The organism is Sunxiuqinia elliptica, assembly GCF_900113005.1.
Taxonomy (GTDB): domain Bacteria; phylum Bacteroidota; class Bacteroidia; order Bacteroidales; family Prolixibacteraceae; genus Sunxiuqinia; species Sunxiuqinia elliptica.
This window is the reverse complement of record NZ_FONW01000006.1, coordinates 147,118-170,428: the sequence shown is the minus strand read 5'-3', so window position 1 is coordinate 170,428 and position 23,311 is coordinate 147,118. Positions and strand designations below refer to the sequence as shown.

Sequence of the window (23,311 nt, the reverse complement as noted above, 5' to 3'; positions counted from 1 at the left end):
AGAATATGCTTAACAGAATGATATCAAACAATAAAAACTAGGAAAGTGTTTCGAGCATATCAACCAGATGGTTCCAAAAGCGCTCAACCGTATGTATGTTAATTCGTTCGTCTGGAGAATGTGCTCCACGAATTGTCGGCCCAATGGAAACCATGTCTAATCCGGGATACTTTTGCAAAAACAGTCCACATTCCAAACCAGCGTGAATTGAGCGAACAATCGGCTTATCATTAAACAAACGCTCGTACGAATCTACAGCAACCTTCAGAATAGGGCTGCCTGGATTTGGGGTCCAGCCCGGGTAACCATCAGAGTTTTTAACCTCAGCGCCCGCCAATTCAAAGACAGAACGAACCATTTCTGAAGCAAAATATTTCCGGCTTTCAATTTCACTACGCTGGCTGGTGGTAATTAGTATCTGCGTATCATCAACAAATTTAACCGAAGCCAAGTTGGTTGAAGTTTCCACCATATCCTTCATGCGAGTGCTCATTTCCAAAACGCCGTGAGGACAACCATAGAGTAAGTTCAAAAGACGTTCCTGGCTAGCTTGAGTAAGCACTTTTGAGGGCACGGCTACTGAACTTTGATCCACAACTAAATTGGGCTCAGTACGTTCATATTCGAACTCAACATCCGCAGAGAACATGTTGATTTCAGCCACCAACTGCTCTTTCTGAACGTTGGGAACGATCACCGTAGCCCAAGCTTCGCGAGCAATAGCATTGCGCAAGTTCCCACCATCGAACTCAGCGATGCGTACGCCAAACTGACGAACAGCTTTCCACAAAAAGCGAGTTAGAATTTTTACGGCGTTACCTCTTCCCTTATGAATATCGTCACCGGAGTGTCCTCCCATCAGGCCTTTCACCATGATTTTCATGCCGAAGGATTTTCCGGGTGTCTTTTCCTTCTCCACGGTAAGTGTGCCAAGGGTGTCAATTCCTCCAGCACAACCAATAAACAGTTCACCATCATCTTCCGAATCGAGATTGATCAGAACCTTTCCGGTCAAGAACCCTGGTTGCAAAGCAAAAGCCCCGCTTAGTCCTGTTTCCTCATCCACAGTAACCAAACATTCAATTGGGCCATGAGCAATGTCTGTAGTAGTCAGAACGGCCATCTGTGCGGCAATCCCAATGCCATCATCAGACCCTAAAGTTGTTCCGTCGGCTTTAACCCAATCTCCGTCAATAATGGGGACAATAGCGTCCGTATCAAAATTAAAAACCTTGTCGCTATTCTTCTCACACACCATATCCATGTGCGATTGCAGAATCACTGTGGGTACGTTTTCCTTTCCCGGAGTGGCTGGTTTGCGAATAAGCACATTGCCAATCTCATCGGTTAAAGCTTCCAGCCCATTTTTAGCTGCAAACTCCAGCAAGAAAGCACGAATTTTCTCCTCTTTTTTTGAAGGTCGAGGAACCTGGCAAATATCTTCAAAGTATTTCCACAGTGGTTGCGGACTAAGGTTTTCCAATTTTCTCATAAGACGAATTTATTTTTCAATAAAAAACAACTTCAGGATGAAATTGCAAAGAACAAAGTTAATGGTATTAATAAAAATTGACAGCTAAAAAGCAGATTTCTAAGCATGATTAACAACAATGCGCATAAAAATCTAGCAACAAACCATTTATCAAAATCCCCCTTCCCTGAAAACACAGGAATTCTTCGATCAACAAAGCGTTGACAAAAGCTGTTTTAATATGAAAAACCACAGCTTTTGACGAATTGACTAAAAAGCCTTATGATTGTGCTATGTAAAACTTAGGTAAAATCGTCCAAATACTGATTTTTGTAAGCATTCATCTAAAAAAATGCTTCTTTTTTTGCCGACGATTAAAACGAATGAAACGAGCATGATAAAAGTTTTCTCACAGGAAGATGCTTTGCTCGCGACAAAGTAGATAAAATGGGAAAGTGTACCCGACACGTATCGGGGCAAACGAAAAAAGACAATCAAAAGAGATGAAATCGATTCGCGAAATATACCGGATTGGACATGGTCCATCAAGCAGTCATACGATGGGCCCGAGAATTGCTGCTGAGCAATTTTTGGCAGCACACCGCACAGCTAAGCGTTTTAAATGCACCTTGTATGGTAGCCTTGCCGCTACCGGCAAAGGGCACCTTACTGATTTTGCAGTGGACGAAGTTTTTAAACTTTACCCGCTTGAAATCATCTGGGAACCGGATACCTTTCTTCCCTTTCATCCCAATGCCATTAAATTTGAAGCGCTGGACGAAAAAGACCAAGTGGAAAGTACCAAAACATACTACAGCACTGGTGGAGGAGCCATTTCAGAAGAAGGCATCAACCAGCAAACATCGTCAATTTATGAGCTTACCAAGCTTGATGATATTTTAGATTGGTGTCATAAAAATGGCAAGCAGCTTTGGGAGTATGTCGAAGAAAAAGAAGGTCCGGATATTTGGGATTTTTTAGCGACCGTGTGGAAAACCATGGATGAGGCGATTAAAACCGGCTTACATCGCGAGGGAACTTTACCCGGAGGCTTAAATCTTCCGCGCAAAGCGGCAGCCTTTAAGCTAAAAGCCGATAACTTTACCGGCCCTTTTAAAAAGCGATCGCAACTATTTGCATACGCTTTGGCAGTCTCAGAAGAAAATGCAGGAGGCGGTTTGATTGTCACGGCTCCAACCTGCGGTGCATCAGGTGTTGTCCCAGCCGTACTGAAATACTACAAAAAAGTTTACAAGCTTAAGAACAAGCAAATTTATAAGGCTTTGGCAACTGCCGGGCTAATTGGCAACCTGGTTAAGCATAATGCCTCGATATCGGGAGCAGAAGTAGGCTGCCAAGGCGAAGTAGGAACGGCCTGCGCGATGGCCTCAGCGGCAGCAACCCAGCTTATGGGCGGAACCGTTAACCAAATTGAATATGCTGCGGAAATGGGGCTTGAACACCATTTAGGGCTGACCTGCGATCCGGTTGCCGGGCTGGTTCAGATTCCATGCATTGAGCGGAATGCCATGGCTGCCGAGCGTGCGCTTGCCCACAACACTTACGCATTGATGAGTGATGGACATCACCGGATTAGTTTCGACGAAGTTGTCGAAACCATGTATCAAACCGGGAAAGACCTGTCTGCGCACTACAAAGAAACAAGTAAAGGTGGCTTAGCCCGTTACCAAGCGCTTCCGAAATATTAAGCGATTGATTAAAGAACTAAAAAGACAAAGGCGCACGTTTGATTTTCAATAATGAATCTCAAACATGCGCCTTTATAATATCAGTTAAAGTCTTGCGCTTCGAAAACAAGAAATATCCGTTTCTAAACTGCTTATCGACTAATCATACTTTCGAAAATAACTCGTCAACCGATCAGTTAAGCGGATATAAATTGGACGGGTAAATTCGATGAATAAATCCTGAGGAGCTGGTGGCGGAATTGCCTGATTATTCAAAATACGAACTTGCTGATCTGTCAGCACCCGCTCATCGCCCACAAAAACACCGTATTGGTTCCGCCAAACAAAATCGCCAGGGATCTCCTGATTCAGAATAAGCTTTTGGCTTTGAAATTCTTCAATCTTCACATTCAATAATCCTTGCGAGGATACCTCATCGGTGATCACCTTAATCTTTCCGCGGATTAGCTTCCGGCGCTTTTCAATACGTACCGAATCACGTCCGACCTTCACCTCCACATCATACTCAAGCTCCCGGCTCAGGTTTTCCTGCTTTTCAAAATGCATCGGTTTCCCGATAAAGAAATCGTAGAACTCCATGCTGACCACCATATCCGGATAACGAAGCGCTTGCTTTTCGGCTTCATCGGGCGTGTAGAACGATACAAATCCAGAACCCGGAAAGTTCTGCTTCATCCGGTTAATCACCTGCTCATAGAAAAACTCAGCAGACAGCTCGTAGCGGCGCGATGGCAGCGGAATTGCCTCCAGAATAACATGAATTGTAGCCCGCTCTTTTGCCACATGCATTTTCTCTGCCACATCTTTGTAGCCACCAATAAGCTCATCGGCCCGCTGAAAATGATAAAAAGCCTCTTTAGCCGCTTCGCGCGTTGGCTGGTTTAAGCTGGCTACCCCAGCCTGATATCGCTCTTCGGCAGCCCGCTCGGTAGCCTGTTCCAGTTCCGAAGTATAAATTTTAGGTGAAGGAACCAATTCTCGCGCAGCCGGAACCCGTCGAATCAAATTCCCCAAATGATTAACCCGCTGCATCACATCCAGGGTTTGCCCCCACTTAAATGCAGTGTTCGTACTTAAGATCAGGTCAATTTCTTCCTGATAATATTCCATCGCCATGGAGTAACCATCTTTCACCACCTTGCGTGCTTTGTTGTTGCCCGGATCACTACTCAGCCGGTTAACTGCTTTCTCGATCGCTTCGATGTAATTTCCCCGCTCCAGTGCTTTTTGGCCTGACGAACAGGCCGCAAACAACCAGACAAGAAGGAAAAGATAAGGCCAGCTCTTCATGGGTTTTAGTTTCTCAATCATACAATCAGTTTTCTATTTTTTTCTCAGCAAAAAGTTCCTTACAAATTATAAGCCAGACTTACACCGACCCGTTTTCCGGTAGCCCAGGGCAATACCGCCAAGCGTTTATGCTTCGCTTGCTTGCCACTGACCATGTTGCCAACAGCAATCCCCATGGCGGCACCTGCCACCACATCGCTTAACCAGTGGCGGCCATCATAAAGGCGCGATATACCGGCAGCTGTGGCAATTCCATACGAAAGAATAGGAATAACTGGCCTATCAGCATACTGGTTGGCAATTACCGATGCCACAGCAAATACCGCTGTAGTATGGCCTGAGGGCATGCTCGTTCCTTCAAAAGGCCCATCGAACCGAAAGGGCGACACATCCTCTCCCGAGTCGGGACGGGCACGGCCCAACACCATCTTCGGAATGCGCACCAATAAGCTGGCCAGCACAAAGCTCTCGCCAGCCATCAAAGCAGTTGACTGACTTTTCAAATCGCCGGCCAATAAGCCATAGCCCATCAAGCCGCCAACCACGGCCAAGGAATACTTGGCACCCCAAGGCTCCAAAAAGTTGGAGGTGAACTGCTCTCCCCCATCACCCCATTGCTCATTCCACGATAGAAAGGCATCGTGCACCGGTTCATCAACCAGCATCAGGGCAGCCGTCGAGGCCGTCACTACGCCAAAGGTTCCCCAGTCACGCGAATCCCAACGAACGGGTGTTGTGACCAGTTTTTTTGTGTCAGACCAGCACTTCTTAGCAAAGGTCCGGTTTAATTGCAGGGTATCGACTTGTGCTATTAACACCGAAGGCAGAAATAGAGCAAATAGCAGGAGAAATTTATTTTTTTTCATGAATTGTCTGAAATAGGTTTGGTTACCACAAAGGCAACGAATTTTGTCAGCAACAAATTTAGGGTTTCTCCTTAAACTGAACAGCTGTTTCCGATATTTAAAATAACTTTATCGCCAAACAATAAGCCATGCTGGAAACTGCCAACTACGATAAAACCTTCGAACAACAGACTTTTACAGAACAAGAGCTCGCCGGACTTGAATTTGATGGATGCACCTTCATCAACTGCTCATTAGCCAACTGCAACCTCAGCGAAACCGTCTTTTTAGATTGCGATTTTAAACAATGCAACCTGATACTGGTAAAAGTACTGGATACCGGATTGAAAGACGTTCGGTTTAAACATTGCAAACTGATGGGCTTTGATTTTAGCCAATGCAATAATTTTTTGTTTCAAGTTCGGTTTGAACGCTGCCAGCTGGACTACGCGCTTTTCTCTCAAAAAAAGATGAAGCAAACCCACTTTATCGATTGCTCATTGATTCAGGCCGATTTTAGTGAAACGCAACTCAACGAAGCCGTTTTTGACAACTGTCAACTGAGTGAAGCTAACTTTTTCCGGACCAACCTGGAAAAGGCAGACTTTCGCACGGCCCAAAACTACACCATTGATCCGGCAGCCAACCGGGTCAAAAAGGCCCGTTTCTCGGTGATTGGCTTACCGGGGCTGCTCAGCCAATTCGACCTTCGGATTGAGGGGTTTTAGTTTCTTTCGGCTCTTGAAACCGAAGAAGACACCACTTATTTCAGCTTTTAGCAATTCGGGTTAAGAATGAAGGCTTGATTCGCAAAACTTGTCAGGTCTGTGCGGAGCGTACCTCCTACTTTTGCCATTGATCATTTTTTCAATTCAAATCTTAAAACAGAATAACAATGAACAATGCAATGCAATTAAAGCCAATTGGTGTGGTAAAAGCAGAAAACGGGTTCGCCATTCAGCTGGACAAAGCCTTTATCCCGGCCTTGAAAAACATCGCCGGATTCAGCCACCTGCAAGTGCTGTGGTGGGGCCATTTATCCGACTCGGATGAAGAACGCCAAAGCCTGACCTTTCAGAAACCCTACAGCAAAGGGCCCGAAGAAGTTGGCGTATTTGCAACCCGTGCCGAGGTGCGCCCCAATCCTATCCTGATCACCAACATCGATGTGCTTCACATTGACCAGGAAACCGGAACAATTCACATTCCATACATCGATGCGGCCAACAACAGCCCGGTGCTCGATATCAAACCCTATCATTTTAGTGAGCGGGTGAAAGACTGCGAGGTGCCCGACTGGTGCAAGCACTGGCCTCAAAACCATGAAGACACCGCCAGCTTCGACTGGGATCAAGAGTTCAATTTTTAGGTAGTCTTTGCAAGAAAACGCCAAATACTGCGTTACTCTCGGGTTGAAAGCCTTGTCTTTGACATTTTCTTATCAGAGACTTTGGTTTTGAGGGTTTTCTTGCAGGCACTAATTAGAGATCCATTTCATTGGCTGTCCGCTGACAAAAAGCATCCGTTTTTTAGCGGACAGCCCTTATCTTTAGCACATGACCAACAAAGACCTCGTTTACAAAGCTGTTTGTTTCATGGAGGACCACCTTCAAGCTGAGCTAGATGTGATGACCGTAGCCAATGAAGTGTGCTACTCGCTTTACCATTTCATCCGGCTCTTTCAGCACACCACAGGCTTTTCGCCCAAAAGCTACCTGCAAAAACGGCGGCTCACCGAAGCCCTTCACGAATTACGAACCACCGACAAGAAGATAGCGGACATTGCTTACGATTTCCAGTTTGGCAGCCCCGAATCGTTTACCCGGGCTTTCCGCAAGCAGTTCAACCTAAGCCCCAGCAAGGTGCGAAACGGAGCATCGGTGCTCACACTTCCCCTACTTCAACCGCTAAGTGCGGATCAAATTTTTGGGACCGCTCATTCAAATGCCAGCCCTCCCCAGGAAATTGAGCTTCCGGAGCTTCTCTTGGCCGGCACCTCATTTTTTGCAGCCGAGGATGCTTATCCCAACGATTTATCGAACCAATGGAACCAGTTTATGGCCGAGCACCATCAACTGCAAACGGCCGGCAACGAGCAACACTTTATTCAACTGCAATATTGGTCCGACATTCAGGATCTTGGCGGCATGTACTTTTTTATTGGTGCCGAGATAGCTCAACTAGCCGGGCTTCCGCCTTACTTTGTAGTCAAACAAATTCCGGCAGGGAAATACCTCCGGTTCACACATCGCGGACTGTCCAATGCGGTTGGCTACACCTATCGCTACATTTACCACCAATACCTGCCCGACACCCATTACCGCCTCAACAAACCCTTCAATTTTGAACGGTATGGCGATCAATACCTGGGGCCTTACAACGAACAATCGGAAAGTGAGATCTACATTCCCGTGGATTAATGTCCAAGAGCGAAAACAAACCTGCCAGAACCCGAATCAGGGAAACGATTATCGATGAAAATCGCTACCTTGGCAGCCTTCAAAAAGCAGCAAAATGAAACCCAGACTCCTTGTTTTATCCGATTTGTGGGGGATTGAAAAAGCCCCGTGGCTCAACCACTACCTGATTGACCTGAGTGCTGTTTTTGATATCCAGGTTTATGACTCGTGCCAGTTGGCAGGCCTACCGACTGAAGAGTTGCCCGAAGCCGTGCGGCATGCTCATTTTGTAAACGAAGGGATTGAAGCGGCCTGCAACCAATTGCTACGCCTGGAACCCAAAGCAGTCACGGTACTGGCATTCAGCGTGGGCGGGACCATTGCCTGGCAAGCCGGATTAAAAGGACTCCCCATCCAACGCTTGATTGCCCTTTCATCAACCAGACTACGCTACGAAACACAAAGCCTAAACACCCCAGTCCATCTTTACTTTGGAGCTAATGATCCTTACGCCCCAGCTTCCGAATGGCTGGAACGCATGCCCGTAACTTATGAGCGAATTCCGGGCTTTGGGCACCAACTTTACACCGAACAACAGATCGCTCAGCAAATTGTAAAAGAGCTAAAGGCAAGTGCAACCCCCTGAAAGGGAAAAGGGTTGCAGCCTCCCCAGGACTACAACCCAAACTAATCAAAAAAACATCTAGAATAATTGTTTCTTCCCCAAAAAACAGCTTATTCCATTTGATCGCCAGCTTCGTTTTCCTGGCGGGTATGGCGAGACCGGGCTGTCCGGTTCACCTCGTTAATAATCGTTACCATTTCCTGAAAAGCCGCCTCGTAAGTTTCCGGCTCCAGCTCAGCATACAGCTGAACGTAGGTCACCATTTTTGACAATTCAGGCAACAGTTCTTCGGCAATTTCCGTGGCCGGCTCATTCTCAACCGAGCGGCTGGTTTGTTCGGCTACCCGACGTTTGCGAGCAGCCAAGAAAGTGTTTTCGGCCGATTTTAAAGCTTCGTAATCGTCAATCAGCCCAAGGGTGGCGAGCTGCTGTTGTGCCTCTGCTTTATCAAAAGCCTCAAACAAGGCATTCAGCAAAGACGACTGTACCTGGTAGCCCAAGCGGTAAAGCGAAGTGCCCAGCTTATCAAACTCCGCATAAAGCTGCTTGGCAAGTGCCGCCTTGGCCGGAAGCAAAGAGATGGAAATTGCCTGCAATTGGTCGCGTAAACACACAAAGCCTTGATCCCTGTTTTTATCCAGTTTTGAAAGTGTTTCAGTCAATAAACTTTTTGCTGAATATTTTAGATTTTGAGTTAAGCGATCATTAATCTCCTCAACATTGGAGTAGAGCTCCCGAAAACGGTTATCTGACTGGGCTATTGGCGCGCCTGCCGACAACAAACCAGTGGTTAACGAAGAGACTTCACCCGTATTCAGAATTGAAAATACAATTAGTTTTTCCATGGTAATGATTTTAGGGGTTCTTGATTAATACGATAATCAGAAGCAATTTAACACATCATTATTTTAGAGTCAACCTTCTGAGTCACAAATCAACTATGTTTATAAACATATTTTTAACGATTATACATTAAAAACATGCGACATCCGCCAATTTGAAGGGCTTTTTTAGTTTCTAAACATTTTCTCGCAGGCCTGCGAGAGTCCAAACCCAATCCAAAAAATGCTCTCGCAGCCTTGCGGGAGCCCAAAGTCAATCCAAAAAACACTCTCGCAGCGCTGCGACAATAAATTCCGATCCAGAAAATACTCTCGCAGAACTGCGAGAGCCCAAACCCAGTCCAAGAAATGCTCTCGCAGCGCTGCGAGAGCTAATTCCGATCCAAGAAAGCCTCTCGCCAGCCTGCGAGAAACCAAACCGGCCTCCCCTCCCTGCCCAACATCGCGCGCTGCACCTCCTATCGCTCTATAGCATACAAACATAATCTCGATTATCGCTTTCTATTTTGTACATTGCCCAAACTAATTGGATAAGTGGTGGATTAATCTAAAAACCAAATAATCTCTATTACAATAAAACAATCAAATAATGAGACAAATAGTCATCAGTATTTTAATAATCACACTAAGTTTGAATTCGTTCTCACAAGAGAAAAGTGACAAAGTAATTGCATATGAAAAAGCCGTTAAAGCAATCAAACTGATGGACAATGGAGACATTGATAAATCAATTAAGATGCTGAGAGAATCACAACAACTTGATCCTGAAAATTATAATTACCCATACGAAACAGCTTACGCCTACTATCTAAAAAATGATTATAAAAAGGCGATTCAAGAATTAGAAAAAGTCTTGACGTATAAAGAAAATAGTGATCAGTGTTACACTTTATTGGGAAACATCTGGGACATGGAAAGAGAACCAGAAAAAGCAATAGCAATATATAATCAAGGGCTAGAAAAGTTTCCTAATTCCGGAAGACTACATTTTGAAAAAGGAAATGTTCTGGAGGTTCTAAAAAAATATGATGAAGCATTAAATATTTGGGAAGAGGGTATTCTTCGGAACCCACCTTACCCTTCAAATTACCATACAGCATCAATATATTTTTGCAAATATACTACTGAAAAGATCTGGGGGATTTTGTATGGTGAATTATTTGCGAATATTGAAAGGGGGTCTAAAAAAACTGAAGAAATAAGCAAGCTTCTTTATGAAACATATCAATCAGCAATAACTATAAAATCAGACACCGAAGTTGGTGTTAGTTTTAGTAAAGCAGCTCAATTCCCGATTTCTGAAAAGGCAGACAACTTACAGATTCCTTTTTCGATACCTTATGAAATGACAATGGCTTTGTCTGTTATTCCAGAAGCAAATGAAAATGAATTGGGGATAAAATCATTTAGCAACATTAGAACTGCATTTATCACAGAATGGTATGATAAGAATCGAAATACAGAATATCCAAACATATTGTTTGACTGGCACAAAAAATTAATTGATTTAGAACATTTTGAATCCTACAATTATTGGTTATTTATGAAAGGCAACGAAAAAGAATTCGAAGAATGGTATAATCAAAACAGCGAACAATTTGATAAATTTATTGAATGGTTCTCAAGTAATCCAATGAAAATTAACGATGAAAACAAATTTCACAGGACACAGTATGAATGAAACAAATCAGAAGAAGTTAGCAACCCAACTATCAAAAAGTGAATTCCTTAAATTAATAAGACAACAAAAACAGTCCAACTCCTAATATTAGCTGGTATTTTTAGAGTTTATTATAATAAAGAATAAAAATGCCGGCAATTTTTCACTCACATTCATTAGCTAACAAACACTCAACTCCCCCTCTAAACAAATGATAACGAAACAAAACAAAATCCCGAGTCGTTCGCTGTTAAAACAGGATGAAGCGTCCTTTCATTACATCGATAGTTTCCAAAGCCAGGCAGTGGTTGATGGAGAGCAAAACGACATTCAGCATATTGCCAAATTGCTTTTATCCAGTGGTCCTGCCTGGATAGATACCTTAATGGCCATCCGGGATCAACTCGTCAAATTGGTGGGATTAAAGACCTCCGACCTCCATAAAGCCAAACAACAAGAGCTTGACGAACTCAAATTTGAGCTGGGCGAACAACTGGGGATTTTTAAGCTCTATGCCCGATCTGAGAACGAACTTATTTTAGGTAAAGATGATAAACACCTCGATTTTCGTGTATCGCTTTTGCTTGATCGCCCAAACGCTGAAACCACCCAAAAGAAAATAGCCATAACAACTGCGGTCCAATTCAACAACCTATTCGGAAGGATCTATTTCGTTCCCGTTAAGCCTTTTCATCAACTTATTGTCAGAAGAATGCTTAAAGAGTTAGTCCGAAAAGCGCGCGGCTAGGTGACTTTAAAAATAGGCTTTATACCGCAAAGCCTCATGAATTCCCAACCATCGTTTTCTCATTATTAACTCAATAAACAATTATCCTATGACAACCAAAGACTTTTTCATTTTAGTTATCAAACTATTCGGACTTTATTCCATAGCGGTCACTCTCTTTGTAACTCTACCTCAGAATATCTCTTTCATGCTTCCCCATTTAGAATTACAATCAACTATTTATCTAATTTTGATGATTGCCTTAGTCATAGGCCTTTTCTTTCTACTTATTTTTAAGACACCTCACATCGTCAGGTTACTCAAGCTCGAAAAAGGTTTTGATAACAAACAACTTGATCTCGGCAACTTAAACACGCAGGAAATAGTAAAAATAGGGATATTCATCATCGGAGGCTTTTTGATTATCCATAACCTTCCGGCCTTTATTAGCCAAAGCTGGAGTGCATTTTACACAGACATTCAATCGCAACCACTAAACGCAAATTACAAGTCGAACTGGCTTATTAGCGGACTGAATGTTGTTATTGGCTACTTCATGATCACCAACTTAACGTTTATCACTCGCCTTTTAAGAATAAAATAGCCCACATTTATACATTTTAATTATTTTTGTTTACCTACTTAAAAACCGAACACGATGAAATCAAATCAAGCCGACCTTTTAATCAAGGTTCTTTACAGTTGTGCTTCTGCACTGATCCTGCTGGGAGCTTTCTTCAAACTTCAACACTATCCTTACGGTAGCCAACTTCTAATCACAGGCTCTATCCTGGGAATTGTCATGCTGATTATCGACAACACCCGATTGAAAAACCAACTTAAAAAACTACAAGAGCAACAGAAAGATTAGGAGGCCTTTTCGCCTAAACTAAATTCTTTTGACTGATTTCACCAACTTAAAATTGTTGTTGGATAATTCCTTGGAAAGCTTACTTTAGTCGATCATAATTATTCAAATGATCGACTAACAAAAAGCACCCCAAACGATGAAAAAACTAATCTTTCTGACCGCAACCATATTGCTGATTTCAACCAGTCTATTTGCCCAAGGACAAGCTAAAAAAAGAACTGTTTACGCCGAACTACTGGGAAGTGGAATTATTGGCTCCGTAAACTACGACTTTCGCTTTAAGCCGGGAAACGATGGTTTGGGGATGAGAATGGGCTTTGGCTATGTCCCCGATGTACTTATTTTCCCAATTGGGCTGAACGGACTCATCGGAAAAAATCGCGTCGCTTTCGAATACGGTGCAGGTATATCAGCAGCCGTTTTTCTAAGAACTGTTGGAAATAACCTCTCGTTTTCAAATGGAGCCGACAATTTGGGTTACATTGCTTACGGAAAAGCGGGGATCCGAATTACGCCAAAAGCGAACGGCTTATTTTTTAACCTGAACTGGAATCCGCTAATGAATGCTGTCGAGACCCAATGGGCTTGGTTTGGCATGGGCATCGGCTACAGTTGGAACAAATAACGAAAAGGTCGTGACTAACCAACAAATCCAACCGGTCAACAAAGGAATTCGCCTCATCAACTGCCTTGTTGATCTGGTCGTCATTTTTATTCTTACCACAGTACTTGTCGCCCTCACACAACAACGCGTAGAGCTTCTGTTGTTCGGGTGCAGCTTTATTTACTACTGGCTATTGGAATCGCTAAGTGGAAAAACCATTGGCAAACTGCTCACCAAAACCACCGTTGTTGATGGGCACGGTCAACGCCCAAACAAAGCACGAATCTTTTTACGCACCGTTTTGCGTTTTTATCCTTTCGACACCTTTTCCTTCCTGTTTGGCAAAGCCGGAGCGCATGATGTGTTATCAAAAACCTATTTGAAAGCAGACCAGACTTGAACCAAAAGTCGAGCATTCGACCACGCCAACACCGTAAATCCGCCCACTCCATCAACTCCTCACAGATCAACTAACCAACTGATAAACAATATCACCCCCGATCTGTTTTACAAAACATGTTTCCCGTTTTTCAGGGGAATGCCATTCCTATAACCTGCGTTCACAATCGTTAACCCGCGTTTCTGAACACGAACAATAAAAAGCCAAACGAACTTTGATTCCAGAGCAGCCACCAAGCTCTTATCCTTGATTCGGAGCCATCAACTGCTTTATTTTTTTAATCGCCCGCCAACAAAAGCATGAACCAATAACTAAAATAAAATGAACAAAGTTGTACTGATCACAGGAACATCATCAGGGCTGGGTTTTGAAGCGGCCTTACAATTTGCGGAACAGAATTATACCGTTTACGCCAGCATGCGCAACCTCAACAAAAAAGATCGCTTGCTCGAAGAGTCTGCCAAACGAAATACCCAACTGAAAATTATTGAGTTAGATGTTTGTCAAGTAGCGTCCATTAACCAAGCAGTTCAAACCATTCAGCAGCAGGAAGGCCGAATCGACATCCTCATAAACAATGCCGGTGCCGGCTTTGCAAAAACGACGGAACAAGCATCGGAAGAAGAAATTCAATGGGTTACAGAAGTCAACTACCTAAGTGTGGTTCGTTGTACCAAAGCCGTACTCCCCTGGATGAGAAAGCAAAAGTCCGGCCACATCATCAATATCTCGTCAGTTGGTGGCTTGGTTGGACAACCATTTAACGAGCTCTACTGTGCAGCCAAATTCGCCGTTGAAGGCTATACCGAAGCTTTGGCCACTTATTTGCCACAAAATTTTGGCATTCACTTCACGGCCATCGAACCCGGAGGAATCGCCACGGAGTTCAGCCAATCGGCCACAAAAAAAACCATGGGCACAAATGGAATCCCCCAGGATGACTACCTCCCCATCCTTCAGAAATACATTGCCGGCATCCAGGAACGGGCTGCTCAAGGAGACACGCAATCCTTTCAGCAAGCGCATGAAGTTGCCCAGGTTATTTTAGGAATTGCGCAGTCGAGTGCTCCTCCAATTAGAGTCCGGACTTCGAAATGGGCTGAGGAATTTTGCCAGTACAAAACAAACCTGGATCCAAAGGGGAAGCTGCAAAACAGCAGCGTGGTTCAAGCCTTACTCAATGAACAAGTTTAACGGGTTCAGCAAGCTTCATTCCTTAACACAAACCTTTAAATGATGGATCCAAATTCTCGAAGTTTTGATGTTGACTCCCGGCATTATGCCCGGTCAAGGCCCAAATACCCCGCCGAATTTTACGACTACCTCTGTTCGCTGCTTCCCTCGCGCCAACGCCTTTGGGATTGTGCTTGTGGCAATGGACAGGTGGCCATTGATCTGGCCAATCAGTTTGAAGAAATTCAGGCAACCGACTTTAGTGAAAACCAACTGAAACAAGCGTTCAGGCATCCCAAAATTACGTATCAGCTCAGTGCTGCTGAGTCTACCAATTTTCCGAATCGCCATTTTGACCTGATTTGCGTTGGGCAGGCTTTACACTGGTTCAATATCCCCGCCTTTTTCGAAGAAGCGAATCGCATTCTGCGTTCCCAAGGTGTACTGGCCATTTTTGGCTATGGCTTTTTCATGATCAGTCCTGCCATCGATCAACTTATTGATCACGTTTTGCATGCTGCCATTTCCCCCTATTGGTCGGATAAAAACAGGCTCATTATGTCGGGATTCCAAGGTGTTCAGTTTCCTTTTCAGCAAGTTGACATTCCGGAGTTTTCCATGAATCAACACTGGCAGTTGAAAGATCTCTTGGCTTTTGTTTCAACTTGGTCTGCCGTAAAAAGATACCGCGAAGAAAAGCAGCAGGACATCCTTGAAATCCTTCAAGATCAACTCTCCCCTCTCTGGGAACAAACAGAATCGAAGGTGGTAAAAATGAACTTATATGCTTACATTCGTCAAAAAGAATAAGCCTAGGCATGATTGAAGCATTGCTTGTACATTTGGAGCGCTATACACATTTGACTCAAGCTGAAAAAGAGTTGTTACTACAACACACCCAATTCAGAACAGTAGAAAAGAATGAATTAATTATCCGGGAAGGCGATCTTGCTACCCGGATTTATTTTTTAGTGAGCGGCTGCGTCCGGTTGTTCTATAATGTAAATGGCACGGAAAAGACGGCCTTCTTTTATACCGAAGGGCAATTCATCTGCGCAGGAGAAAGCTACACCTACCAAGTGCCGGCTAAAGAAAACTACCAAGCTGTAGAACAATCACAGCTCGCCTATTTCCCGGAGGAGAATATCGAACAGCTATTGAAAGAATCAAGCAAGTTCGAACTGCTTGCCCGCATTGCCACCGAAAATGAGCTGATCAACTGTCAGCAAATCATTGCCTCTTTCGTTACCAAGTCAGCCGAAGAACGTTACTCCGATTTACTCGAAAACAGGAGCGATCTGTTTCTTCGCGTTCCTCAACAATACATCGCTTCCTTTTTAGGTGTTTCACCCGAAACTCTCAGCCGAATAAAGAAGCGTGTTCATCAGCGCATGAAGCTGGCAAAAAAATCTTGACGATCGTCAAGAGAACTTGGGAGATTCATGTGCATTTTTGACTTATTAAAAATCAGTTATCATGAAAACAACCCAAGTATTATTAGCTGGAGCAACTGGTTATCTGGGACGCTACATCGCCCACCAACTTATCGAGTCCGGCTATAAACCCACACTGCTCGTAAGAAATAAACAGAAAGCCAAGTTCGACACCAAGCAATTCAAAGTGGTAGAAGCTGAAGTTACCCAGCCCGACAGCTTGAGAGGACTGTTTGAGCAAATCGATATCGTGATTAGCACCGTTGGCATCACCCGCCAAAAAGATGGATTGACCTACTTGGATGTCGATTACCAAGCCAATGTCAACCTGATTGAAGAGGCGAAAAAACACCAAGTTAAAAAATTCATCTATGTTTCGGTACTGAATGGCGACAAGCTTCGAAAAATCAAAGTTTGTGAGGCCAAGGAAAAGCTGGGTGATTACCTAAAATCCAGTGGGCTGGATTACTGCCTTGTCCGTCCGAATGGTTTTTTCTCGGACATGGGCGATTTTCTAAAAATGGCTCAAGGAGGCAAAGTTTACCTTTTTGGCGATGGCAAACCAAAACTCAATCCGATACATGGCAAAGACCTGGCAAAAGTTTGCGTTGACGCCATTCAGTCCTCCGATAAAGATCTTCCTGTTGGAGGACCTGATTTATTGTCGCAAAACGAAATCGCCTCCTTGGCACTAGGCGCCTATTCCAAACCTAGCAAGATCATCTATTTCCCCGATTGGACCCGAAAATTGACACTTTGGCTCTTGCGCACTTTTACTTCTTCGAAATTTTATGGGCCTGCAGAATTATTTTTAACCACCATGGCAATGGACATGTCGGCTCCCTGCTATGGCGAAGAACATTTAAAAGATTTCTTTAAGGAAACCGTCAGTAAGCAACAAAAAAGAGCAACCCCCTAACGGATTGCTCTTTCCTAACTGCTATGTTTTTACTGTCCGACTTAGCGGTAGTTTGCAGTAAAAAAGAAACCTGCGGGGAAGTTGGTGTAATCTTTAAAATCATGCACCATTTGGGGAGCTTCTTTGCTAAAGTTGAACACCGTGATGTCATTAATCAGGTAATCCATACCAAAGCCCTTCAAGGTGTTGAAGTAAACCTCTCCAGTTGTCGGGTGTACTCCCAGATTGTTGTAAACAATTCCGGCATGCTCAATGTGCTCGCTTACATCAGTCATCACCGATGTTGCTCCAGTTGCCAGGATATGCTGGCAAATTTTGGTTCCTGAGCCAAAATATACGGTATCACCTTTAGCACCAATCGCCGGGCTTGCTCCCCAGCCTGCACTGACACTAAAATCCGCAATTTCATTTTGCTTGATAATGCTGTAGTCTGCCGGATCAACCTTCAAAATATACGAAGGACTTCCACTGCACGACACCATCAGTTTATCATCAGCCGAAAGTAAAAGCCCTGAGATTGTTCCAGGCAATTCAACTTCCGATTTCACTTCACCGTTTTGCAACACAAGGATTTTCTTCCCTGCTGGAACAAACACCTTCTCGTTGGCAACAGCCATCCGGTTTTTCATTGCTCCTGCGGTACCTTCAATAAAACTTAATGCTTTGCTATCAAGATTGAGTAAATAGACTCCGGCATTATCACGGATATAAGCACTATTGCCAATAACGGCGACGTGCGATGCCCAACTCAACTCGGCCAAATCTTCATTCGAAAAAGCTGCCTCTTTTTCCAAGGTTTCTGCGTTGGCAACCACCAACATACCATCTCCTCCCATGCGATCACCGTTTTGAGCGATGATGTACATTTTGCCATCAGCAATAAAAAGATCTTGGGTTGTATTCCCCAACTCGGATCCATTCACTTTTTGGTAAACACTGTCGATCGCCACGCCTTTAGGGCTGATAAAAATGAGCGTTCCATTTTCAGAGGTCATGTTTCCTTCGTTCAACACAAAAGTACCATCCCGAAACATGCCAAACACATCAACCGCAAAAGTAGCCGTATGCTCTCCGCCTGCATTAACAGCTTTCAGGCTAATCTCGTAGTTCCCCATTACCTCGGCAGTGAAAAGCAAAGTATCTCCGGCCTGCACTTCTTCGTTATTAACCTTCCAGACAATGTCTGTTTCAGCCGAACTGGTGACGGTAGCCACCAAGGCCAGCGTATCCTTCTGGGCGACCTCTTCCAAGCCACTGATACTTTTAATAGATACTTGTGGTGCTTCGGGCAAAACCGGATCATCCGAACAAGAAAATAGCCCCAATGCAATCCCTGCGATTGCTAGTAATTTTAAGTTTTTCATTTTTGTTATTTATAATTTATTTGATTGTCTATTTTTCAGAATCAATCACTTCACCCAGCAGATGAAGATCTTCGGCGCCAGCAATTTCCGTTGAACACTCGCCCAGCCAACCGTTTTCCTGATTAACGCCACAATGCACCCGCACAAAGTCCACTCCGGGCAAATGCACCGGATTTCCTTCTGCATCCACTGCCCAGGCAATATCAATGGCCGAATTGTCATGTGCATTGGGATAGTTATCGGCATAACCAAAGCCAAAACCATACAACACATAGTAGTTCCCCTGCCCGCTTTCGTCAATGCCATTCTCAGGCAAGCGGGTGCCTTTCAAGGTATAAGAATCCCCTTCGATCCAAGCCGGGAAATAAGATTGACGGTGAAATGCGTTTTTCACTTTAAAGCCGGAATTTCCCTGGTTGTCCTCCCAACGGATGTACTCCTCTGTTGCCTGGTCTGGCTCTTCCGTGGGGCGGAAATAGGTAATCTCGTAGCCCGGAATAATGTCTAGATCATTGCCGGCAGCTTTACCCAAGCAATACCAAGCTTCGGAGCTTACCGAATGATGAGCACTTCCTGCAATCTCGTACCACTCTTCCGGATCGGCTTCTCCATTCTGGTTTTTGTCATAAGCGACCATAATCACTCCGGGTTCACAGCTTCCACCAAAGGGAGCATCCGGCTGTGGATTAGATGCGGCACCAAAAGCATTGCCTTTCACCCGAAAGTCACGTTTTCCGGGAAGGTTAGCCACCGTATGGTCAAAACGAAAAGTAACATAGCCACCAAAACCACCGAGGGTAATCATCGAAGCATCTTCGCCAGCCAATAAATCGCTGGTTTTTGCAATCATACTTGCTTGGGTATCCCCTTCTTCGTAGCTTGGAAGCTTGTTTACAAACTGTCCAACTCCTGGCAAATAATCGAGCACTTCTGCTAAATAAGGGCTAAATGCTTCGCCTTCCTGCTCTACCAGCACATCAATGGCAAAATCCTCCTTTTTATCAGCTTGGGTCACTTCAAGGTTTAATGCGTAGGTTCCAGGCCGAATCGTTATAAACTCAAGCTCCAATTCTTCGCTAATCAAAGAGTCCACGGCCCCTTCCGGAGTTTGCGTTAAAGACCATTTGTAAGTGGCCGCTTCGTAGCCAGTTACTTCGGGTTTAATGGTTAGCACCGTTGAACGAGTCGTCGTATAATTGTCGTTCAACTTAATTTCTTTGGGAGGAAGCAATTCTTTCTTGTCATCCTCATTACAGGCCACTAAATTGATAGCAGCCAAGCCAACAAAAAGCCAGCTTACGGGTCGATTGATTCTTCGTATCATATAAAATTTGTTGATGGTTAGTCTTTTTTCAGCAACGCAAAATGAGCCGGAATATCGCCGGTGCGCACACTCCACTTCTTTTTTCCACTTCGTTCGAAACAGTACAGCATGCCGGGCGTGACATAGTTGCCAGCATCAGCAAGGAAAATATCTCCGGAAACGGGATGAACCATTACTCCATAGGGAATTTCAATCTCCTCATCCGTTCCATCTGTAATGAAATTGCGGGTAACGACTTCGCGTGTTTTCGTATTAACAATGGCGTAGGTAATTTCATTGGAATACGTGATGTAGCTCCAAGAAACGCTGCACACATAAAGCGAGTCTCCTGACAGGTAACAGCTACTCACGGGAATATCAAGGGTGTCAGTTACCGCTTGCTTTTCCGAATCGATAAAAAATAACCGGGAAGGCAGCTCTTTATAATCGCCACGGGAGCTCACCCACAAGTCTCCTCGCTGATCCGCGCGCACCCGATGCAGGTTCGCAGCCACATCAATGCGCTTTTCTTCGGTAAAACTTTCCATGTCAATCACCGAAACTGTGCGTTCATAGTTATCACTGCTTCCGGCTCCCATGTAGCCACCCGAGTTTGCGACATAAATTTTACCGTCCACAATTGCCAGTTCATCCGGCTGAAATCCGACCAAGCACTCATCAACAACCTGCAGGGTGGCTGTATCGACTTTCGCCACAAAACCACGCTGCGTATAGTCAGGGTTAATTTCAACCGGTCCAGCGTAAGAAGTAACGTAAGCGTATTTCCCTTCAAACTGAATATAGCGGCAATTGGGGATCTCTATCTGCCCAATTCGAGTGGCAGTTTGAGCATCCATCACCTCAATTTTATTCGAAACATTGATGACTGCATAAAGCTTTGAGCCATAAATCTGAAGATCGTTGCCCACATCTCCCAACTCCTTTGGGACATCTGGATTGACCTCAGCATAAATATTTCGGCTATACGTTCCCGAATCAAAATCGTAAAAATCAAGGGTCGACTTGTTGCTCCCCATATTTCCTTCATTCAGAAGGTAAAAACCACGATACGCTGTTGTTTCCTCCGGTTTTTCCAGGTCAATTTCATCCGAAGAAAACAGTTCAACCTCTTCGCGACACGACGACAGTGCGCCGAGCAACAGCAAACAATGCAGCCCTAATAACAATCGGCTCATAATTCAAGGGTTAATGTTAATTTGTAATTTCGTTTGGGCATTGGATAATTCAACACCACCTCGTAGTCCTGACTCAGCAGGTTATTGACTTCAAGCGCCACTTTTAAGCTCCAGTCGTTTAGCGCAACCGTCTTCAAAAGCGATACATCATTCGTGTACCAAGGCTGTTCGTAATTTTCGCGGATATTGGCCGAATTGTGGTAGCGTTCGCCCACGTAAACGAAGCTGTAGTTCAGCTGCCAGGATTGATACCCGGCCGAAGCAATAAAAGAACCGCTGTGCCAAGGGATGTAAGGGATCTGCCCGCCCCATGTCGTTTTCTCCAAATCCGGATTCTTTCGAGGAGTAAAATCCTGCGCTTTCTGGTAAGTATAAGTTCCCTTCAGGTTCAGCAAAACCTCAAAAGGCAAGTCGAAAGTTGCTGCAGCAACCGCATCAAGTCCGCGGATCTCAACCCTTCCCAAGTTCATCATCATCCAACGGTACATGCCACTTCCCTTGGGAACAGCTACTATTTTGTTGGTCACCTCATTGTAATAACCATCGGCCTGCAATTCCCAATGAACCAAGGAGCGATTCGCCATCGTTTTAGCATACTTAAAACCAACATTGTACTGATGCGTAAACTCAGGCTTCAGTTTGATATTTCCGATGTCGGTGTAATACAAATCATTAAACGTAGGCATCCGGAAAATGTGCTTATAGAAGGCCCGGAAAGTCAGGTCGTGATTCTCAAAAGGAGCATATGAAAAGAATATAGCGGGTGTTATTTCCTCTTTGTTCGGTGCCGAGCTTGCCGCTTGCCCGTCACTGTTTGCTACTGATGTTATGTTTTCATTGATAAAGGTGCCCAACACACTTGCCTGCGACTTAAACGGCCCCAAATCGAGTGCCGTAGCCAAAGCAACCAAAGCTGATCTTCGGGTTGGATAGACCAAGCCTTCCAGGTCCGACTTTAGCCAGTTCCATTGCAGGTCGGTTGACAAAGAAACATCCCAATAAGTCGTGAGTTGATATTTTTGAGCCAGGGAAGCATAGGCCTCTTGCTGCCGAAAGGAATTGTCGATATACATCAAGGTCGTATCCGGATTCAGGTACCGCATGCGATCGTTGGCATACTTCATTTTGAGCATCAGGTCGTAACGATCGGTGATTACTTTTCGCCAGCCTCCCTGCACAAAAAAGTTGGTATCCCATTGGCGCTGCGCATTCATCCAACGATTGTTTACAATGGCACCGGGAATCCCCCGTTCCGAATCATAATAGTAAGTTTTCACCTCCCAGTGCCCATCTTCGGTTCTGCCATACAAGCCACTTTCTACCCGAAAAGCATGAATGTCTCCGTTTTTTCGAATAGCTGTTGTATCGTAGGCCACCTCGTTGCTTCCGGGCAAAACCCGCTTGTAACGGAACTTGTATTTCCCCGATGAATAAATATACTCGGCATTGATGGAAGCATTTACCTTTTCCGACAACTTGCGTTCGTACAGAAAAGATGGATTCACCAAGTCGAATGATCCTGTTCGAAAAGTAGCTTTCAAATGCTCCTTTTCCTGCCCCGAAAAATGTGGACGTCGAAATTTGAGATAAATTGATCCGGAAGAGCCATAATCCCGGGCAGGCTGAAAAATATCGCTTTTTTGTCCGTTGTACAGCGAAATGCTTTCAATATTATCCAAGGAAAACTTTCCCAAATCGATTTGTCCGTTCTGGGCATTTCCCAACTGAATTCCATCGTAAAAAACGCCCATGTGGTTCGTCCCCATGCTTCGCACGTTGACCGTTTTCAGTCCACCAACGCCACCGTAATCTTTGATTTGAACGCCTGCAAAGTACCGGATAGCATCGGCGACCGAAAAGCTATTTAGCGCTTTCAATTGCTTGCCTTCTAACTGTTGAGCTGGAATAATTGCCTTGGAAGTTGCCAAGGGAGCGGCAACAAGTACTTCCTGAATATGCTGGACACTATCGAGTCTGCTTTGAGCTACCAAACAAACAGGCAGCCACAAACAAAGCAGTAATATGGAAAAGAATTTTCTGTTCATTATCGCTAATTCCTAACTATTACTACTTTCAGGAAATGGTATGCGAAGAACAGAAAAGTAGTTCCAAAGAAGAACCTTTCCATCTCTAAACTTTAATCCCCGAAAGTTTAAAAACTATGTAATGTATTGGCAGGTCTTCTGACTTACTCATCTTATGCACCTTCCCGTTATTCACAGTGGTTTATTCCGCATAAGGCCTTCTTGAGCTTACAGCAGCGGGTCTGTTCAGGATTTTCACCTGATTCCCTCTTAGCTACGCAAAAGCATAGCACCAATAATGCAACAAAAGTATATATTATTTTAAGAAAAGAAATAGTACAACGAGGAATTGAATTCTTAGCTTTCCTTTATTCGCAAAATACAGTTCATAAAAAAACTCATTTTTTATGAACGAATGTTGATCATCGAAAAAGATATTGTTAGATTTACTCCTGC

General features: G+C 44.3%; 23 protein-coding genes and 1 riboswitch. Of the genes, 15 read left to right on the top strand and 8 right to left on the bottom strand.

Going from position 1 to position 23,311, the window contains the following annotated elements:
- Nucleotides 1-37: 37 nt before the first annotated feature.
- Nucleotides 38-1,492 (bottom strand): aminoacyl-histidine dipeptidase, encoded by a 1,455-nt coding sequence (locus tag BM156_RS12835; RefSeq protein ID WP_093920289.1) that lies wholly within the window; start codon nt 1,490-1,492, stop codon nt 38-40.
- A gap of 482 nt (nt 1,493-1,974) precedes the next feature.
- On the opposite strand from BM156_RS12835, the gene BM156_RS12830 reads away from it, so the two are divergent.
- On the top strand, nt 1,975-3,180 hold the full coding sequence (locus BM156_RS12830; RefSeq protein WP_093920288.1) for an L-serine ammonia-lyase: 1,206 nt from the start codon (nt 1,975-1,977) through the stop codon (nt 3,178-3,180).
- Nucleotides 3,181-3,318: 138 nt separating this feature from the next.
- Here BM156_RS12830 and BM156_RS12825 read toward each other — a convergent pair whose 3' ends face one another.
- Together BM156_RS12825 and BM156_RS12820 are read right to left on the bottom strand one after the other, a co-directional pair.
- Nucleotides 3,319-4,491 (bottom strand): hypothetical protein, encoded by a 1,173-nt coding sequence (locus tag BM156_RS12825; RefSeq protein WP_093920287.1) that lies wholly within the window; start codon nt 4,489-4,491, stop codon nt 3,319-3,321.
- 38 nt (nt 4,492-4,529) lie between these two features.
- Entirely contained in the window at nt 4,530-5,336 is an 807-nt protein-coding gene (locus tag BM156_RS12820; RefSeq protein WP_093920286.1) for a phosphatase PAP2 family protein, read from the bottom strand.
- 128 nt (nt 5,337-5,464) lie between these two features.
- Here BM156_RS12820 and BM156_RS12815 point away from each other — a divergent pair, with 128 nt between their 5' ends.
- From BM156_RS12815 to BM156_RS12800, 4 genes are all read left to right on the top strand, one after another.
- The gene (locus tag BM156_RS12815) at nt 5,465-6,043 is read left to right on the top strand and encodes a pentapeptide repeat-containing protein (protein WP_093920285.1); all 579 of its coding nucleotides are present in this window, start codon (nt 5,465-5,467) and stop codon (nt 6,041-6,043) included.
- A gap of 167 nt (nt 6,044-6,210) precedes the next feature.
- Complete coding sequence (locus BM156_RS12810; RefSeq protein WP_093920284.1) at nt 6,211-6,684, top strand: TrmO family methyltransferase domain-containing protein; 474 nt, start codon at nt 6,211-6,213, stop codon at nt 6,682-6,684.
- A 187-nt stretch (nt 6,685-6,871) separates the two neighbouring features.
- On the top strand, nt 6,872-7,735 hold the full coding sequence (locus tag BM156_RS12805; RefSeq protein ID WP_093920283.1) for an AraC family transcriptional regulator: 864 nt from the start codon (nt 6,872-6,874) through the stop codon (nt 7,733-7,735).
- A gap of 94 nt (nt 7,736-7,829) precedes the next feature.
- Nucleotides 7,830-8,360 carry an alpha/beta hydrolase gene (locus BM156_RS12800; RefSeq protein ID WP_093920282.1) on the top strand — a complete coding sequence of 177 codons (531 nt, stop codon included), beginning with the start codon at nt 7,830-7,832 and terminating at the stop codon, nt 8,358-8,360.
- Nucleotides 8,361-8,449: 89 nt separating this feature from the next.
- On the opposite strand, the gene BM156_RS12795 is transcribed toward BM156_RS12800, so the two are convergent.
- On the bottom strand, nt 8,450-9,184 hold the full coding sequence (locus BM156_RS12795) for a DUF6261 family protein (RefSeq protein ID WP_093920281.1): 735 nt from the start codon (nt 9,182-9,184) through the stop codon (nt 8,450-8,452).
- A gap of 586 nt (nt 9,185-9,770) precedes the next feature.
- Between BM156_RS12795 and BM156_RS12785 the strand changes: the two genes are divergently transcribed.
- The 10 genes from BM156_RS12785 (at nt 9,771) to BM156_RS12740 (ending at nt 16,968) form a co-directional block, all read left to right on the top strand.
- On the top strand, nt 9,771-10,862 hold the full coding sequence (locus BM156_RS12785) for a tetratricopeptide repeat protein (RefSeq protein WP_093920279.1): 1,092 nt from the start codon (nt 9,771-9,773) through the stop codon (nt 10,860-10,862).
- A gap of 190 nt (nt 10,863-11,052) precedes the next feature.
- The gene (locus BM156_RS12780; protein WP_093920278.1) at nt 11,053-11,589 is read left to right on the top strand and encodes a DUF2867 domain-containing protein; all 537 of its coding nucleotides are present in this window, start codon (nt 11,053-11,055) and stop codon (nt 11,587-11,589) included.
- 88 nt (nt 11,590-11,677) lie between these two features.
- Nucleotides 11,678-12,172 (top strand): hypothetical protein, encoded by a 495-nt coding sequence (locus BM156_RS12775; RefSeq protein ID WP_093920277.1) that lies wholly within the window; start codon nt 11,678-11,680, stop codon nt 12,170-12,172.
- Nucleotides 12,173-12,226: 54 nt separating this feature from the next.
- Complete coding sequence (locus BM156_RS12770; protein WP_093920276.1) at nt 12,227-12,439, top strand: GldL-related protein; 213 nt, start codon at nt 12,227-12,229, stop codon at nt 12,437-12,439.
- 136 nt (nt 12,440-12,575) lie between these two features.
- Nucleotides 12,576-13,064 (top strand): hypothetical protein, encoded by a 489-nt coding sequence (locus BM156_RS12765; RefSeq protein ID WP_093920275.1) that lies wholly within the window; start codon nt 12,576-12,578, stop codon nt 13,062-13,064.
- Nucleotides 13,003-13,443 carry an RDD family protein gene (locus BM156_RS12760; protein ID WP_093920274.1) on the top strand — a complete coding sequence of 147 codons (441 nt, stop codon included), beginning with the start codon at nt 13,003-13,005 and terminating at the stop codon, nt 13,441-13,443. The genes BM156_RS12765 and BM156_RS12760 overlap by 62 nt, the downstream gene beginning before the upstream one ends.
- 321 nt (nt 13,444-13,764) lie before the next feature.
- A complete protein-coding gene (locus tag BM156_RS12755) occupies nt 13,765-14,637 on the top strand; it encodes an SDR family oxidoreductase (RefSeq protein WP_093920273.1) in 873 nt (290 codons plus the stop codon).
- Nucleotides 14,638-14,676: 39 nt separating this feature from the next.
- A complete protein-coding gene (locus BM156_RS12750) occupies nt 14,677-15,426 on the top strand; it encodes a class I SAM-dependent methyltransferase (RefSeq protein ID WP_093920272.1) in 750 nt (249 codons plus the stop codon).
- Nucleotides 15,427-15,434: 8 nt separating this feature from the next.
- Nucleotides 15,435-16,031: a Crp/Fnr family transcriptional regulator gene (locus BM156_RS12745; protein ID WP_093920271.1), complete on the top strand. Its 597-nt coding sequence runs from the start codon at nt 15,435-15,437 to the stop codon at nt 16,029-16,031.
- Nucleotides 16,032-16,092: 61 nt separating this feature from the next.
- Nucleotides 16,093-16,968 carry an SDR family oxidoreductase gene (locus BM156_RS12740; RefSeq protein WP_093920270.1) on the top strand — a complete coding sequence of 292 codons (876 nt, stop codon included), beginning with the start codon at nt 16,093-16,095 and terminating at the stop codon, nt 16,966-16,968.
- A gap of 41 nt (nt 16,969-17,009) precedes the next feature.
- Here the strand turns inward: BM156_RS12740 and BM156_RS12735 are convergent, their stop codons facing one another.
- Genes BM156_RS12735 through BM156_RS12720 form a run of 4 tightly spaced genes read right to left on the bottom strand, consistent with a single transcriptional unit; the run spans nt 17,010 to nt 22,876 of the window.
- The gene (locus BM156_RS12735) at nt 17,010-18,332 is read right to left on the bottom strand and encodes a DUF5074 domain-containing protein (RefSeq protein ID WP_093920269.1); all 1,323 of its coding nucleotides are present in this window, start codon (nt 18,330-18,332) and stop codon (nt 17,010-17,012) included.
- 28 nt (nt 18,333-18,360) lie between these two features.
- Nucleotides 18,361-19,656: a PKD-like domain-containing protein gene (locus BM156_RS12730; protein WP_093920268.1), complete on the bottom strand. Its 1,296-nt coding sequence runs from the start codon at nt 19,654-19,656 to the stop codon at nt 18,361-18,363.
- A 17-nt stretch (nt 19,657-19,673) separates the two neighbouring features.
- Nucleotides 19,674-20,831, bottom strand: coding sequence for a YncE family protein (locus tag BM156_RS12725; RefSeq protein ID WP_093920267.1), 1,158 nt, complete (start codon nt 20,829-20,831; stop codon nt 19,674-19,676).
- Nucleotides 20,828-22,876, bottom strand: coding sequence for a TonB-dependent receptor plug domain-containing protein (locus BM156_RS12720; RefSeq protein WP_093920266.1), 2,049 nt, complete (start codon nt 22,874-22,876; stop codon nt 20,828-20,830). The genes BM156_RS12725 and BM156_RS12720 overlap by 4 nt, the downstream gene beginning before the upstream one ends.
- A gap of 111 nt (nt 22,877-22,987) precedes the next feature.
- Nucleotides 22,988-23,167, bottom strand: a riboswitch (cobalamin riboswitch).
- Nucleotides 23,168-23,311: the final 144 nt, after the last annotated feature.

Coding starts and splice junctions, on each gene's coding strand:
- BM156_RS12820 (WP_093920286.1), bottom strand. CDS start 5,336: ATGAAAAAAAATAAATTTCTCCTGCTATTTGCTCTATTTCTGCCTTCG.
- BM156_RS12830 (WP_093920288.1), top strand. CDS start 1,975: ATGAAATCGATTCGCGAAATATACCGGATTGGACATGGTCCATCAAGC.
- BM156_RS12760 (WP_093920274.1), top strand. CDS start 13,003: ATGCTGTCGAGACCCAATGGGCTTGGTTTGGCATGGGCATCGGCTACA.
- BM156_RS12800 (WP_093920282.1), top strand. CDS start 7,830: ATGAAACCCAGACTCCTTGTTTTATCCGATTTGTGGGGGATTGAAAAA.
- BM156_RS12725 (WP_093920267.1), bottom strand. CDS start 20,831: ATGAGCCGATTGTTATTAGGGCTGCATTGTTTGCTGTTGCTCGGCGCA.
- BM156_RS12735 (WP_093920269.1), bottom strand. CDS start 18,332: ATGAAAAACTTAAAATTACTAGCAATCGCAGGGATTGCATTGGGGCTA.
- BM156_RS12785 (WP_093920279.1), top strand. CDS start 9,771: ATGAGACAAATAGTCATCAGTATTTTAATAATCACACTAAGTTTGAAT.
- BM156_RS12780 (WP_093920278.1), top strand. CDS start 11,053: ATGATAACGAAACAAAACAAAATCCCGAGTCGTTCGCTGTTAAAACAG.
- BM156_RS12805 (WP_093920283.1), top strand. CDS start 6,872: ATGACCAACAAAGACCTCGTTTACAAAGCTGTTTGTTTCATGGAGGAC.
- BM156_RS12825 (WP_093920287.1), bottom strand. CDS start 4,491: ATGATTGAGAAACTAAAACCCATGAAGAGCTGGCCTTATCTTTTCCTT.
- BM156_RS12755 (WP_093920273.1), top strand. CDS start 13,765: ATGAACAAAGTTGTACTGATCACAGGAACATCATCAGGGCTGGGTTTT.
- BM156_RS12810 (WP_093920284.1), top strand. CDS start 6,211: ATGAACAATGCAATGCAATTAAAGCCAATTGGTGTGGTAAAAGCAGAA.
- BM156_RS12795 (WP_093920281.1), bottom strand. CDS start 9,184: ATGGAAAAACTAATTGTATTTTCAATTCTGAATACGGGTGAAGTCTCT.
- BM156_RS12770 (WP_093920276.1), top strand. CDS start 12,227: ATGAAATCAAATCAAGCCGACCTTTTAATCAAGGTTCTTTACAGTTGT.
- BM156_RS12815 (WP_093920285.1), top strand. CDS start 5,465: ATGCTGGAAACTGCCAACTACGATAAAACCTTCGAACAACAGACTTTT.
- BM156_RS12765 (WP_093920275.1), top strand. CDS start 12,576: ATGAAAAAACTAATCTTTCTGACCGCAACCATATTGCTGATTTCAACC.
- BM156_RS12740 (WP_093920270.1), top strand. CDS start 16,093: ATGAAAACAACCCAAGTATTATTAGCTGGAGCAACTGGTTATCTGGGA.
- BM156_RS12720 (WP_093920266.1), bottom strand. CDS start 22,876: ATGAACAGAAAATTCTTTTCCATATTACTGCTTTGTTTGTGGCTGCCT.
- BM156_RS12775 (WP_093920277.1), top strand. CDS start 11,678: ATGACAACCAAAGACTTTTTCATTTTAGTTATCAAACTATTCGGACTT.
- BM156_RS12730 (WP_093920268.1), bottom strand. CDS start 19,656: ATGATACGAAGAATCAATCGACCCGTAAGCTGGCTTTTTGTTGGCTTG.
- BM156_RS12750 (WP_093920272.1), top strand. CDS start 14,677: ATGATGGATCCAAATTCTCGAAGTTTTGATGTTGACTCCCGGCATTAT.
- BM156_RS12745 (WP_093920271.1), top strand. CDS start 15,435: ATGATTGAAGCATTGCTTGTACATTTGGAGCGCTATACACATTTGACT.
- BM156_RS12835 (WP_093920289.1), bottom strand. CDS start 1,492: ATGAGAAAATTGGAAAACCTTAGTCCGCAACCACTGTGGAAATACTTT.